The organism is Glycomyces artemisiae (genome assembly GCF_003002955.1).
Classification (GTDB): Bacteria; Actinomycetota; Actinomycetes; order Mycobacteriales; family Micromonosporaceae; genus Glycomyces; species Glycomyces artemisiae.
In genome coordinates this window covers 205,852-219,348 of the sequence record NZ_PVTJ01000007.1, presented here as the reverse complement: position 1 = coordinate 219,348, position 13,497 = coordinate 205,852, and the positions used below count along the sequence as shown (strand labels likewise).

11 protein-coding genes are annotated in these 13,497 nt (G+C 72.2%); 9 read left to right on the top strand and 2 right to left on the bottom strand.

Annotated elements, in window-relative coordinates; genetic code table 11:
- Positions 1 to 34: 34 nt before the first annotated feature.
- The 5 genes from B0I28_RS18640 to B0I28_RS18620 all read left to right on the top strand — a co-directional run bounded on the left by B0I28_RS18640 (position 35) and on the right by B0I28_RS18620 (position 5,053).
- Complete coding sequence (locus B0I28_RS18640) at positions 35 to 1,291, top strand: enolase C-terminal domain-like protein (RefSeq protein ID WP_106365348.1); 1,257 nt, start codon at positions 35 to 37, stop codon at positions 1,289 to 1,291.
- On the top strand, positions 1,288 to 2,523 hold the full coding sequence (locus B0I28_RS18635) for an ROK family transcriptional regulator (RefSeq protein WP_106365347.1): 1,236 nt from the start codon (positions 1,288 to 1,290) through the stop codon (positions 2,521 to 2,523). Before B0I28_RS18640 ends, B0I28_RS18635 begins: the two co-directional genes overlap by 4 nt.
- Positions 2,520 to 3,356, top strand: coding sequence for an aldose epimerase family protein (locus B0I28_RS18630; protein WP_106365346.1), 837 nt, complete (start codon positions 2,520 to 2,522; stop codon positions 3,354 to 3,356). Before B0I28_RS18635 ends, B0I28_RS18630 begins: the two co-directional genes overlap by 4 nt.
- Positions 3,353 to 4,198 (top strand): sugar phosphate isomerase/epimerase family protein, encoded by an 846-nt coding sequence (locus tag B0I28_RS18625; RefSeq protein ID WP_106365345.1) that lies wholly within the window; start codon positions 3,353 to 3,355, stop codon positions 4,196 to 4,198. Before B0I28_RS18630 ends, B0I28_RS18625 begins: the two co-directional genes overlap by 4 nt.
- Before the next feature lie 111 nt (positions 4,199 to 4,309).
- Positions 4,310 to 5,053 carry an N-acetylmuramoyl-L-alanine amidase family protein gene (locus tag B0I28_RS18620; protein WP_245889033.1) on the top strand — a complete coding sequence of 248 codons (744 nt, stop codon included), beginning with the start codon at positions 4,310 to 4,312 and terminating at the stop codon, positions 5,051 to 5,053.
- A gap of 1,588 nt (positions 5,054 to 6,641) precedes the next feature.
- Here B0I28_RS18620 and B0I28_RS18610 read toward each other — a convergent pair.
- Positions 6,642 to 7,646 (bottom strand): LacI family DNA-binding transcriptional regulator, encoded by a 1,005-nt coding sequence (locus tag B0I28_RS18610; protein WP_106365343.1) that lies wholly within the window; start codon positions 7,644 to 7,646, stop codon positions 6,642 to 6,644.
- Between the two features lie 139 nt (positions 7,647 to 7,785).
- On the opposite strand from B0I28_RS18610, the gene B0I28_RS18605 reads away from it, so the two are divergent.
- The 3 genes from B0I28_RS18605 (at position 7,786) to B0I28_RS18595 (ending at position 11,188) form a co-directional block, all read left to right on the top strand.
- Complete coding sequence (locus tag B0I28_RS18605; RefSeq protein ID WP_106365342.1) at positions 7,786 to 8,493, top strand: ThuA domain-containing protein; 708 nt, start codon at positions 7,786 to 7,788, stop codon at positions 8,491 to 8,493.
- Positions 8,478 to 9,569, top strand: a complete 1,092-nt coding sequence (locus tag B0I28_RS18600) for a Gfo/Idh/MocA family protein (RefSeq protein ID WP_181245856.1) — start codon at positions 8,478 to 8,480, stop codon at positions 9,567 to 9,569. Before B0I28_RS18605 ends, B0I28_RS18600 begins: the two co-directional genes overlap by 16 nt.
- Before the next feature lie 149 nt (positions 9,570 to 9,718).
- Complete coding sequence (locus tag B0I28_RS18595) at positions 9,719 to 11,188, top strand: Hsp70 family protein (protein ID WP_106365340.1); 1,470 nt, start codon at positions 9,719 to 9,721, stop codon at positions 11,186 to 11,188.
- Positions 11,189 to 11,195: 7 nt separating this feature from the next.
- Here the strand turns inward: B0I28_RS18595 and B0I28_RS18590 are convergent, their stop codons facing one another.
- Positions 11,196 to 12,356 (bottom strand): nucleoside 2-deoxyribosyltransferase domain-containing protein, encoded by a 1,161-nt coding sequence (locus B0I28_RS18590; RefSeq protein ID WP_219926851.1) that lies wholly within the window; start codon positions 12,354 to 12,356, stop codon positions 11,196 to 11,198.
- Positions 12,357 to 12,494: 138 nt separating this feature from the next.
- Here B0I28_RS18590 and B0I28_RS18585 point away from each other — a divergent pair, with 138 nt between their 5' ends.
- Positions 12,495 to 13,466, top strand: coding sequence for an aldo/keto reductase (locus B0I28_RS18585; RefSeq protein ID WP_106365339.1), 972 nt, complete (start codon positions 12,495 to 12,497; stop codon positions 13,464 to 13,466).
- Positions 13,467 to 13,497 lie beyond the last annotated feature (31 nt).

The following is a 13,497-nucleotide window of genomic DNA, read 5'->3' as shown; positions in this document are numbered from 1 at the left end:
CCCATAATGAAGACCCAGCGAGGAGCAGCGACCCATGACCATTGACACGTTCGCGAACCCGTGGCCGCCCCGCGAGGACGTCGCGATCACCTCCGTGCGGGCCGTCAGTACCGCGCCCGACGGCATCGCGCTCGTCGTCGTGCGCGTCGACACGAACGTGCCCGGCCTCTACGGGCTCGGCTGCGCCACGTTCACGCAGCGGTGGAAGGCCGTGGTGTCCTTCGTGAACGACCACCTCGCGCGGCTCCTCATCGGCCGCTACCCGGGCGACATCGGCGACCTCACCCGGCTCGCGGCGTTCTCAGGGTACTGGCGCGGCGGCCCGGTCACCAACAACGCGATCTCCGGGATCGACCAGGCGCTGTGGGACATCGCCGGGAAGCGCGCCGGGATGCCCGTCCACGAGCTCCTCGGCGGGAAAGTGCGCGCCGCCGCCGACACCTACCTCCACGCGGCCGGGCGCACGATCGAAGAGGTGATCGAGGACGCCCAGCGCCTCGTCGAGCGCGGCCAGCGGCACATCCGCCTCCAGATGTCCACGCCCGGCGGCGGCGGGTACGGCGCCCCGGCGGTCGCCACCGAGTACCCGGACGCGCCCTACCGGAACGGCTGGTCCGCCCGCGACTACCTGCGCCGCACCCCGGCCCTGTTCGAGGCCGCCCGCGACAAGCTCCCCGACGGGATCGAGCTGCTGCACGACGTCCACTCCAGGCTCACGCCGAAAGAAGCGGTCTGGCTCGCCCGCGCCCTGGAGCCCTACCGGCTGTTCTTCCTCGAAGACGTGCTCGCCCCCGAGCACTGGGACCGCCTCCCCGAGGTGCGCGCCGCCAGCCCCGTCCCGATCGCGGTCGGCGAGCTGACGACGTCCCTTCAGGACGCGGTGCGGCTGGTTCGTGACGGCGGCGTCGACTTCATCCGCAGCCACGTCTCCGACATCGGCGGACTCACCAACGCCCGCAAGGTCGCCGACCTCGCCGAGCTGTGCGGCGTGCGCACCGCCTGGCACGGCCCCGGCGACACGTCGCCGATCGGCGCCGCCGCGAACGTCGCCCTCGACGTGACCTCCGCGGCGTTCGGCATCCAGGAGGGCCACGTCTACAGCGAGCGCGTCCACGAGGTCTTCCCCGGGACGCTCCGCATCGAGGACGGCTGGCTGCGCCCCAACGAGGCCCCCGGCTGGGGCATCGACCTCGACGAGGCCGCCGCCGCGAAGTACCCCGCCGAGCTGTCCGGGCACGACGCCTGGGCCGCCGGCGTCCGCAGACCCGACGGCGCACTGGAGGCCCCGTGACCGACCGGCAGACACCGCAGCGCCCGAGCGACCGGCCCGGCGCCAACCAGTCCGACCTCGGCTCGTTCAACGAGGCCACCATCATCGAGACGATCCGCCAGGCCGGGGCCATCTCGCGCGTCGAGATCGCCGAGCGGACCGGCCTGACGCAGCAGTCGGTCTCCCGCATCCTGCGCATCCTCCTCGAACGCGGCCTCCTCGTCGAGAACGCCACCGAGCGCGCCGAGCGCCTCGGCAAGCCCCGCACCCCCGTGCGGCTGCGCGCCGAGGCCGCCCACGCCGTGGGCGCGCTCGTGGACCCCGAGCTCGTCACCGTCGTCCTGACCGACCTCAACGGGACCGTGCTCCACAAGCAGCGCCTCCCGATCGAGCACGGCACGTCGCCCGAAGCGCTCGTCGAGACCATCGCCGAATGCACCGAAGAAGCCGTCACCGCATCCGGTATCGACCGGTCCACGTTCCTCGGCACCGGCGTCGCCGCCCCCGGGCCCATCACCACCGACGGGCAGCTCCTCGACCTGCCGCTGTCGCGCGAATGGCGGAACGTCCCGCTCCGGGCGATGCTCGCCGAGCGCCTCGCCTGCCCCGTGGTCCTGGAGAAGGACGTCGCCGCCGCCGCGGTCGGCGAGCGCTGGATCGGCGGCGAGGACCGCGGCGGCGACTTCGTCTACCTGTACGTGGGCACCGGCATCGGCTCCGGGCTCGTCCTCAACGGCGAGACCTACCGCGGCACGAGCGCCAACGCGGGCGAGTTCGGGCAGCTGTGCGCCGTCAGGTCCGGTCGCGTCGACGACACCGGCCGCCCGCAGCTCGTGCGCGAATGCAACCCGACCGCCGCGCTCCCCGAGATCGCCCGCGAACTCGGCTACACCGGCACGGCCGCAACCTATCTGGAGATGTGCACCGAAGTCGGCGCGGGCGACCCGGCCGCCACCGCCGCCGCCCGCCAGATCGCCGACGTGATCGCCCTCGGCGCCGTCGCCCTCATCGACCTGCTCGACCTGCCGCTCCTCGTCGTCGGCGGGCCCGCGTTCGCGCCCCAGATCGAGGCGATCACCCTCGACGCCATCGACAAGGCCGTCAACACCATGCCCACCGCCCGGCACGCCCGGCACGTCGCCGTGGAGCGCTCGATGGTGAAGACCGAGGCGGGCGCCATCGGCGCGGCCTCCACGATCTTCCACGCCTCCTTCGCGCCCTCCGTGCGCCGCACCCGCAGGTACGGCCTGTGAAGCGGCTCGCCGCAGGCGAATACACAGTGGACGTCGACCCCGTGGGGGCCCGGATCGCCTCGATCCGGCACGCCCCCACCGGCACCGAATTCCTCCTGACCACGCCGTGGAACGCCGAGGACTGGAGCGGGACCTACCAGTCCTCCGGCTCGAACGAGGAGTGGCACCGCCGGTACCCCGGCGGCTGGCACACGCTCGTGCCCCACGCGGGCGACGCGCGGACCCTCGACGGGGTCTCGCACCCGTTCCACGGCGAGGCCGCCTGGCGGCGCTGGCGACCGGCCGGGACGGAGGCCGACTCGTCCTGCACCTACGAGGCCGTCCTCCGCACCGCGCCGCTCGCCGTGCGCCGCCGGGTGCGGGCCACCGGGACCGGCGTCGCCGTGACCCAGACCGTCACCAACTACTCCGGCCGCGAGACCGCGTTCACCTGGGTCGAGCACCCCGCGTTCGGCCCGGCCCTCACCGGCCCGGAGGCCGAGGTGACCATCGGCGGCGACGCGGTCGACGTGCGCTTCCCGGCCGCGGGGGAGGGGCGCTCCGGCTTCCAGGAGCTGCGCACGAAGGGCCGCGGCACGGCCGCGATCCGCAACGGGCGCAACGCGGTCGCCCTCACGTGGGACCCCGACCTGTTCCCGTTCCTGTACGTCTGGCAGGAGCACCGCGGCACCGCCGGGTACCCGTGGTGGGGCGCGGCCGACACGATCGCCCTCGAACCGGCCGCCCGGCCCTACGACCACGGCGGCGGCCCGCTCGGACCACTGCGGCTCGCCGCGGGCGCGTCCCTGGCCGCCGAGTTCGAATTGACCTGCACCGTAGAGGAGCGACCATGACCAGGATCGGCGTCCAGTGCTTCACCCTGCGCGACGAGTTCCCCGCGCACGGCGTGTACGAGACGTTCCGGAAGGTCCGCGACATCGGCTACCGCACCGCCGAGGTCTCCGCGCTGCCGATGACGAAGGAGAACGTCGCCGAACTCGTGCGCGTGCGCGAGGAGCTGGGCTTCGAGTTCGCGTCCCTCTCGGGCGGGCTCACCGGCGAGGAGTCGCTGGTGAACGCCTTCGACACGTTCGTCGCCGACGCGAAGGCGCTGGGCGCGGACATGATCCGCATCGGGATGCTCCCGCCCGCGGCCATGCGCGATCCCTCCACAGTGGCGGCCTTCGCCGACGACTGCCAGGAAGTCGCCGTTCGCCTTGCGGACCACGGCATCCGCCTCCACTACCACAACCACCACGTCGACTTCGCGAAGTACGACGGCCGCTACCTGCTCGACGTCATCGCCGAACGCTCTCCCTTGGTGGGCCTGGAGATCGACGCGCACTGGGTCCAGCGCGGCGGCCTCGACCCGGTACGGACGCTCCGCAAGTACGCGGGCCGCGTGTCGATGGTCCACCTCAAGGACTACCGGATCGCGCGCCTGCCCGACGAGGTCTACACCGCCCTCGATGCGGGCGACCGCGGTCCCTGGCAGGACGCCATGCAGCAGATCGTCCAGTTCGCGGAGGTCGGCGAAGGCAACCTCGACTTCCCGTCGATCATCGACACCGCCGTCGCGATCGGCGCCGACCACCTCCTGGTCGAGCAGGACGAGTTCTACGGCCGCACCGCGATCGAGTGCCTGACGACCTCGTACCTGAACCTCGTGGCGATGGGCTACGGCGAGCTGTTCTAGGCCGCGTTCATAAACGAGGAGACCTCCTGGACGCTTCTGACCGGATTCGGCCGTGACCACCGCTGGTTCTGCCGGTTTCCTGCCCGTGAACTTCCTGGATCACGCCAGGCAATGACGCTGTACTCAGTGGTGACCGGCGCGCTCCTGCCCGGCGCCCCTCGCGGCGGCGAAGCCGCCTCCGTCCCGGAATGGATCAACGACCTCATGCCACAGCGAAGCCTCTCCCGCCGCTCAGCCCTCCTTGCAGGTGTCGCCGGACTCGCGGCGCTGCCGTTCGCCGGCAGCGCCGCGCAGGCCCAGGACTTCAGCACCAATGCCGGGCCCAAGGTCTACCTCGACCCCGGGCACGGCGGGACCGACTCCGGCGCTGTCGCCAACGGGCTCCTTGAGAAGAACCTGACACTCGACATCGCCACGCGCACCAAGACGCTCCTTGACAATCACGGGTACCAGACCCGCATGTCCCGCAGCACCGACGTCACGCGGAGCCTCGCCTACCGTGTGCAGGACGCCAACGCATGGGGCGCGTCCATCTTCGTGAGCATCCACATCAACTCCGGAGGCGGCAACGGCTTCGAGAGCTACCGCATCCCCGACGCCTCCACGCGAACCCAGAACCTCCACGCCAATGTGCACGGTCAAGTGCTCAAGTGGATGCGCCAGGACCATTCCATCACTGACCGGGGCCGCAAGACCGCGAACTTCTACGTCCTCGTGAACACCAACATGTCCGCGGTCCTCACTGAGAACCTCTTCATTGACACCGCCTCCAACGCCGACCTTCTGCGGACGGTGGAGTTCAGGAAGGACATCGCCCTCGGTCACTACCACGGCATCAACAACTTCTTCAACTAGCCTCCGCCGAGGTCCGTCTGTCAGGTCCCCGCGCCCGGACGGACTTGCCGAGGAAGCCTCTGCGGGCGGCGACGGTGGAGAGTGGGGTCGGTTCGGGGTACTTCGCCGGAGCGGGGCGATGTCCGGTCGGAGTTCGGGCAGGCGGCGATGGAGGGGTGAGTAGTGGGCCCTGGTGGTGTTGCCGTAGTCGGGGCGGTGATGGGGTTGGGGTTCGGGCGGGCGGCGACGGTGGGGTGTGGGATCGGTTCGGCGTGTATCGCCGGGCTGGGGCGGCGATGAGGTTGCGGTTCGGGCGGTCAACGACGGCGGGGCGCGGGGTCGGCTCGGGGGTGCGCTGCCGGGTTGGGGCGGTGATCGGGCTGAGGCTAGTGCGGGCAGCGACGGCCGAGCGCGGGGTCGGTTCGATGTGCGCTGCCGGGTGGGGCGGGTTCGGGTGCCGGTGGTGGCGGCCTGCTTGCGGGGGCGCGGCATCGACAGCGGATGGGTGTGCGTGTGTGGTGTGGTCGTGGTGGGCATGAGGTGTCACCTCCTTCGCGGTTGCGGTCTCGTCGAACCCATTGGCCTCTGGCCCTGGTCGGGGGCCTTTCTGCGGGCGTCGGGTGCCGGTGTCGTGCCGGTCCTCGGCGGTGCGGCCTTCCTTTGTCTCCCTTGTTCCTCCCGCCTCCGGTCCTCCGGCCTTTCACCCCCGGTCCCGGTCCCGGTCCCGAATTCGGGTTTCGGTCCCGGTCCTGGTTTCGGGATCGGTTCGGGTCCGGTGGTCCGGGGTTCGTTCCCCGGTTCCCGGTCCCGCCATGCCCTTGCCTGGCGGGGGTGGTGCTCTCCGCGGGCAGCGTGGATGCCCGGCGGGTGTGGTGCGTTCCCGTACGGCGTGCTCGCGTCTGTCGTCCAGTCGTGCGGTGGTGCGTCCCGGTGGGCATGGTTGGTGCCCGGTCGGGATGGCCCCGCTGCGACGGGTTGCGGTGCGCGCTCGCAGTGGAAAGCGGTAGTGCGGTGGGTGGGCCGTGACCGCAGTGGGTGCGGGTCTGCGCTCGTGGGGTGGTGTCGCGGTGCCGGGTCCTCGAATGCCCGGCCGGGTGCGGCACCGCCCCGCGTGTGCGCGGTCGCTGCGTGCGGCGTGTGTGGTTCGGCCTGTCGGTCGCTTGGTGGTCCGGTCGTGTGCCTCGTAGCGGACACCGCCCGGGGTCGAGGTGATCCCTTCCCCGGGTCCCCCGCCCGATCACCATGCCCCCGCTCGGGGGTGGTTGACTGCTGCGGGTCCCGATAGCACGGTGGGGATGAGATCTGCCGTCGGCCCGACACCTTGCGTCGGGGGCACTGCCTCGGAAACTGTCTGGTCTGCCGGTCGGCCAGAGGCTTGGCTTAGTCTGCTTGCACCGCCCGACACCTGTACGATTTCCCTGTCCCTGTGCGTACCCCAATCATCCCTCGCACCAGGCGCCACTGTCATCACCCACACGCGGGGAATACCCTCACGTTCCGCCCCCGGACCCCCACTGCCCCAAGGCAACCCGCCCCACCCGGACACACCGTCCACCCTCTCGTCGCCGCCCGCACGAACCCCCCCACCACCCCACCCGCAAGCCGGCATTCAGGCCGTTCGCGGTCGCCCGGTCGAGCCGCGGACGATCAGCTGCGTCGCCAGCTCCTCCCGCGGGGCGTCCCGCGGCGGGTCGGCCATGATCCGCAGTAGCATCCGCATCGCGGCCGCGCCCATCTCCGCGATCGGCTGGTGCACCGTCGTCAGGGCCGGGCGCAGCCACTGCGCCTCCGGGAGGTCGTCGAAGCCGACCACGCTCACGTCGGCGGGGACGCGGAGCCCGAGCGCCTCGGCGGCGTCGTACACGCCCGCCGCGATGTTGTCGGTGCACGCGAACACCGCCGTCGGCGGCGCCTCCCGGTCCAGGAGCGCCGTCGCCGTGTCCGCCGCCCCGGCGTCGGGCCGATCCAGGTACCGCACCTCCACGTCCAAGTGCGCTGCGGCCGAACGGAACCCGTCCACCCGCGCCTGCGTGTAGAGCGCCCTGCGGTCCGCGCCGATCACCGCGAGCCGCCGGTGCCCCAGCCCGATCAGGTGCTCGGCCGCGGCCCGGCCGCCCGCCCAGTTCGCCGCCCCCACACTCGCCACCGTGGACGGCGGCTGCGTCACCGGATCGAGGAGCACCACCGGGACGTGCGCCGCCGCGAGCGTCGCCAGCTGCCCGGCCGTCACGTCGACCAGCGCGAGCACCGCGCCGCGCAGGTTCCGCTCCAGCAGCCGCGACAGCCACGCGCCGTCCTCGCCCGCCACCGACACGACCAGGTCCACCCCGGCCGCCGTCGCGGCCCGCTCGACGCCCAGCAGCGCGTGGTTCGCCCACGTGCCCTTGACGCCCATGAGCACCAGGTCCACCAGCGCCGGGCGATCCGTGCGCGGCACCGCACCCCGCCCCGACCGGCCCCGGTACCCCAGCTCCGCGACCGCCCGCATCACGCGCTCGCGCGTCGCCGCCGACACGTCGGAGCGCCCGCTGAGCACCTTCGAGGCGGTCGGCACCGTCGTCCCGGCCGCCTCGGCCACGTCGGCGAGGGTCGTCCGCCGCTGCTGCTCCTGCATCGCCGCAGCATACCGGCAACGCGAAAACTTGCGCAACTTTACCGCTCCAATTCGAGCTGGCTATAGCGCGAAACTCTTGACATAATCAATCGACGACGCCGGACCGGCGCCGAACTTGCGCAACTTTTGGAGCCAAGCAATGCCTGCAACGGAGAACAAGCGCGCGCTCGTCGTGCGCGGCGGCTGGGACGGGCACCAGCCCGTCGAGGCCACCGACTCGTTCCTGCCCTTCCTCAAAGAGCACGGCTACGACGTCCGCGTCGAGGACGCCACCGCCGTCTACGCCGACGCGGGGTACATGGCCACGGTCGACCTCATCGTCCAGACCAACACCATGAACACCATCGAGCGCGACGAGCTGCACGGCCTCATCGCCGCCGTCGAGCAGGGCGCCGGCATGGCCGGCTGGCACGGCGGCATCGCCGACTCCTACCGCAACAGCTCCGACTACCTCCAGTTCATCGGCGGCCAGTTCGCCACCCACCCCACCCGCGCCCCGCGCGAGGAGCTCAAGGGCGAGGCCGCCGACTGCTTCACGCACTACACCGTGAACATCGTCCCCGAGCAGGCCGACCACCCGATCGTCAAGGGCATCGCGGACTTCGACCTCCACACCGAGCAGTACTGGGTCCTCTCCGACGAGCTCAACGACGTCCTCGCGACCACCACCATCCCCGTCACCCCCTACCACCCGTGGCACCGGCCGATCACCTGCCCGGCCGTGTGGACCCGCGAATGGGGCCAGGGCCGCATCTTCGTCGCCACCCCCGGCCACGACATGGGCGTCCTCGCCGACCCGAACGTGCGCACCATCATCGAGAGGGGCATCCTGTGGGCCAGCCGCTGAACATCGGGATCATCGGCGTCGGAGCGATCTCCGGCCAGTACCTCGCCGCATTCGAGCGCCTCGACGCCGTGCGCCTCACCGCCGTCGCCGACCTCGACGAGGCCCGCGCCAAAGAGGTCGCCGACGCCCACGGGGCCCGCGCCCTCACCGTCGACGGCCTCCTCGCCGACCCCGACGTGGACCTCGTCCTCAACCTGACGATCCCCGCCGCCCACGCCGACATCGCCCTCAAGGCCATCGCCGCGGGCAAGGACGTCTACGGCGAGAAGCCCCTCGCCGCCGACCTCGGCGACGCCAAGGCCGTCCTCGACGCCGCCCGCGAGGCGGGCGTGCGCGTCGGCTGCGCCCCCGACACCGTCCTGGGCACCGGCATCCAGACCGCCCGCAAGGCCGTCGACGACGGCCTCATCGGCACCCCCGTCGCCGCCACCGCCTCCATGCTCTGCCCCGGGCACGAGCGCTGGCACCCCAACCCGGACTTCTACTACGTCCCGGGCGGCGGCCCCCTGCTCGACATGGGCCCGTACTACGTGACCGCGCTCGTGACGCTCCTCGGCCCCGTCGCCTCCGTCGTCGGCGCCGCCAGCCACACCCGCGACACCCGCGTCATCGGCTCCGGTCCCCGTGCGGGCGAGACGATCCCGGTCTCCGTCGACACCCACGTCACCGGGGTCCTGCGCCACGAGTCCGGCGCGCTCTCCACCCTCGTCATGAGCTTCGACTCGGTCGCCACCCGCGCCTCCAACATCGAGATCCACGGCGAGACCGGCTCGCTCATCGTCCCCGACCCGAACCACTTCGACGGGGACGTCCAGCTGCACGCGCTCGGCGGCGCATGGGAGACCCTCCCGCCCTCCGCGGGCTACCGCGACGCGGGCCGCGGCTACGGCGTCGCCGACCTCGCGGCCACCCCGCCCGGCGAACCCTTCCGCGCCAGCGGCGACCTCGCCTACCACGTCCTCGAAACCATGACGGCCCTCCTCGAAGCCGCGCACAGCGGCACCGCGGTCACCGTCGAGAGCACCTGCGACCGCCCCGCCCCCGTCCCCCTTCAGGACGCGCCCGGCGCCGATTGAACAATTGCGTCCCATTGGTACGAACAGGCACAACACCTTGCGTGACAAGGGACGGACGCAATGCGATCAGACCGGGTGTAAGGGCAGGTAAAGGGGAATAGGCGCAAGGTAGATCAAAGGGCTTCTATAGAAGTTCCTAGACTCGGATCATGCAGCACAACCCCGCAATGGCGGCGATCGGCGTCGAGCTCGGAGGGCCGAACGTCACGCTGTCGATCCGACGCGGCGACCAGGAAACCGAGATCCGTTGCCTGGACGGCGAAACGGCGCTCGAAGCCGTGCTCGGCCGCGTCCGCGACGCCCGCGACGAGGCCGCGGGAGCGGTCCCCGCGGCCGTCGGCTTCGCCGTCCCCGCGTCGTGGGGCGCGGCCCGGCGGCAGGAGCTGGTCTACCTGGCCGGGGAGGCCGGGCTCGGCGCGGTCGAGGTCATGGCCGGGCCCGAGGCCGCCGCGGTCTGCTACGTGGAGGGCCTCGGGCGCGAGCTGGAGACCGGCGCCGGACTCGTCGTGTGCGACCTCGGCGCGAACACCTTCGACGTCACCGTGGTCGTGCGCGGCGAGGACGAGTTCCAGCACCGCGCCTCCGCCAGCACCGCGGCCGTCGGCGGCCGCGAGTTCGACCAGCTCCTCTTCGCGTACCTCTCGGGCCGCTACCGCGACACCGACCCCGACTTCTGGGACCGAGTGGACTCGCCGGGGACCGCGGAGGACGAGGCCCTGCGCGCCGCGCTCCTCGCCGAGATCCGGAACGCGCGCGAGCTGATCTCCAAGCGCCCCAGGGCGGGCGTGCCCCTCCCCATCGGCGAGCGCGACCTCCACCTGACCCGCGACGAGCTGGAGTCGTGCATCGCCGAACTCGTCGACCAGGCCGCCGACCTCGCCGTCGCGGCCATCGCCGAGGCCGACACCGCCGTCACCGGCCTCATCCTCGTCGGCGGCGCCAGCCGCACCCCGCTCCTGGCGAGCGCGCTCGCCGCGCGGACCGGCCTCGACCCGGTCCTGCCCGCGTTCCCCGAGGCCGCCGCGGCCGACGGCGCGCGGCTCGTGGCGCTCGCGAACGCGCCCGTCGCCGAGGCGCAGGGCCGCCCGCGAAAGAAGCGCCGCCTCGTCGTCCTCGCGGCCGTGCTCGTGCCGCTGGTGGCCGCGGGCGCCGTGTACGGCAACCAGCTCGGGGACGACGACCGGCCCGAGGCCACCGCCTCCGAGTCGCCCGAGCCGACCGCGACCGCGGCGAGCGAGGCCCCGACCTCGCCGGACGAGGAGGGCGACACCGGTGGCACCGGGGGCCAGGAGGCCCCGGGCTCGCCGAACGCGGTGGAATCCGAAGCGGCCGAGGAGGAGACGGAGAGCGACCCGACGACCGAGGCCGACGAGGCGCCCACGTCGGGCGCGGTCCCCGAGGTCACGGGCCTGATCGCGAACGAGGCCGAGTCGGCCCTGAACGGCGCCGGGTTCGGCGAGGTCGCGCGCGAAGGCGAGCAGGAGGGCTTGTTCGGCCCCTACTACGACGACTGCGAGGTCATCGGGCAGGACCCGGCCGCGGGGGAGGAGCGGGCGTTCGCCGACACGATCACGATCACCTACTCTTACAGCGGCTCCGACCCCGCCGTCTGCGACTAGACCGGTCTCAGCCGAGCGCCTGGGCGATCATCCCGAGGGTCGCCCAGTCCACGAGGCCGCGCCTGCGGATCTCGCCGTACGAGGCGATCTCGACCCACGTGCGCTCCGTGTCGCCCTCGCCGTGCGGCACGTCCCGCTGCCCGCGGAACCACTCCAGCTCGGCCTCGGTGATCTCGGCGGCGTACAGGTGCGCGCGGTGCGCCGACACGGTGGCCGCGACCTGCCGGACCCCGATGGGCCGCAAGCGGTCCGCGCTGAAGGCCAGCCCGGTCTCCTCCTCGACCTCCTCGCGTGCCTGGACGGCCGGGTCGGCCTGCTCGCGGCTGGAGCCGCCGGGCAGCTCGTGCACGAACCCGTCCGACGTCGAAGCGGGGGACCGGAACTCGCGCACGAGCACGACCACCGTCTCGTCGACGGTCGCGCCGGGCCGGTACAGCAGCACCTGCGAGGTGTCGGGCCGGGAGATGACGACCTCGTTGGTCTTCACGCGGTCCTCGGCCGTGACGCGGACCTGCACGTGCGCGGCCCAGAACATCACGGACTCGTTGTTCTCCCCGACCCGGAACGTCCACTCCAGACTCGCCCCTTCGAGCACGTTGCCCGCGTGGAGCTGCGCCCGGTACCAGGTCTGGAAGCTCGCGGCCCGCCACAGCAGCAGCGGGATCGACCGCTCCCCGCCCTCGCGCCGCGCCCCGTCCCCGATCATCGCCAGCGCCGCGGCCACGGTCTTGTCGAGCCGGTCCGCGATCGGCACGCCGTGCGCCTCCGCGAGGTAGTGCAGGTACTCGTTCTTCTCCGCGGTCGGCGGCGCCCCGTAGACCACCTTCCCGGTGCCGTACCAGATGCCCCACTCGATGTTCGTGGTGAACGCGGGCATGGTCTCCAGGTCGCGCGGCACCCAGAACAGCACCACGTCCGCGTCGTGCATCCCGCGGTGCTCCCACTCGATCTGCCCGGTGTAGTCGCTGAGGACGCCCGCGCGCAGCTCCGGGGTGAACACCACGAGCCGCCCGTCCCTCGTCCACTGCTCGCGCAGGTGCGCGATCGCCTCGGGGTTCCACGAGGCCACGTCGTCGGTCCTGGGGAGCGGCCCGGCGAGGAACACCGCGGCGTCCCACCAGTCCGGCGGCGTCTCGTTCGCATGCACGACAACGACCTCGGATGCCACCGGGCCTCCCCTCGACACGTCCTGCGGGCCGCCCCAGTCTACGTCAGCGCCGTCCCCCGGTCCGCCGTTCGCGCCGCCGAACAGCACGTGAAAAGGCTTTCTGCGCGGACTAGGATCGGTGCTGACCAAGGAGGAGCAATGGAATACACCCAGCTCGGCCGCGCGGGCGTCAAGGTCTCGCGCATCGTCCTCGGCACCATGAACTTCGGGCCCGAGACCGAGGAGTCCGACGCGCACCGGATCATGGACCGGGCGCTCGAACTCGGCGTGAACTTCTTCGACACCGCGAACGTCTACGGCCGCGACCGCAAGGGCTGGACCGAGGGGATCATCGGCCGGTGGTTCGCCGCCCGCCCCGAGGCCCGCGACCAGGTCGTCCTCGCCACCAAGGTGTACGGCGCGATGAGCGACGCCGTCAACGACCGCGGCCTGTCCGCGTACAGCATCCGCGCCCAGGTGGAGGCCTCGCTCAAGCGCCTCCAGACCGACCGGATCGACCTCTACCAGTTCCACCACGTCGACCGCTCGGTGCGCTGGGAGGAGATCTGGGAGGCGATCGAGGTCCTGGTCGCCCAGGGCAAAGTGGTCTACTCCGGCTCGTCGAACTTCGCGGGCTGGATGATCGCGCAGGCGAACGAGCAGGCCGCCAAGCGCGGGAGCTTCGGCCTCGTCTCGGAGCAGTCGATCTACAGCCTCGTGAACCGCCACATCGAACTCGAAGTGATCCCGGCGGCGCAGCACTACGGCCTCGGCGTCATCCCGTGGTCCCCGCTCGCGGGCGGGCTCCTCGGCGGGGTCCTCGCCAAAGCGGCCCAGACCGGCCGCCGCGCGAGCGCGCAGATGGCCGCCCGCATCGAGGAGCACCGCCCGGCCCTGGAGGCGTACGAGGCCCTCGCGGCCGACAAGGGCATCGCGCCCGCGGTCCTCGGCCTCGCGTGGGTCCTGCGACAGCCGGGCGTCACGGGCCCGATCATCGGCCCGCGCACCGTCGAGCAGCTCGAAGACGCGGTCGCCGCGCTCGACGTGGAGCTCACCGACGAGGACCTGAAGACCCTCGACGAGCGGTTCCCCGGCCCCGGCGGCGCGGCCCCCGAGGCGTACGCCTGGTAGAAGATCACCCGAGGGCCCGTCCTGTGCATCA

What these genes read in the sequence shown, in the direction of transcription:
- B0I28_RS18640 (WP_106365348.1), top strand. Translation starts at nt 35, where the DNA reads ATGACCATTGACACGTTCGCGAACCCGTGGCCGCCCCGCGAGGACGTC.
- B0I28_RS18595 (WP_106365340.1), top strand. Translation starts at nt 9,719, where the DNA reads ATGCAGCACAACCCCGCAATGGCGGCGATCGGCGTCGAGCTCGGAGGG.
- B0I28_RS18585 (WP_106365339.1), top strand. Translation starts at nt 12,495, where the DNA reads ATGGAATACACCCAGCTCGGCCGCGCGGGCGTCAAGGTCTCGCGCATC.
- B0I28_RS18605 (WP_106365342.1), top strand. Translation starts at nt 7,786, where the DNA reads ATGCCTGCAACGGAGAACAAGCGCGCGCTCGTCGTGCGCGGCGGCTGG.
- B0I28_RS18620 (WP_245889033.1), top strand. Translation starts at nt 4,310, where the DNA reads ATGACGCTGTACTCAGTGGTGACCGGCGCGCTCCTGCCCGGCGCCCCT.
- B0I28_RS18610 (WP_106365343.1), bottom strand. Translation starts at nt 7,646, where the DNA reads ATGCAGGAGCAGCAGCGGCGGACGACCCTCGCCGACGTGGCCGAGGCG.
- B0I28_RS18625 (WP_106365345.1), top strand. Translation starts at nt 3,353, where the DNA reads ATGACCAGGATCGGCGTCCAGTGCTTCACCCTGCGCGACGAGTTCCCC.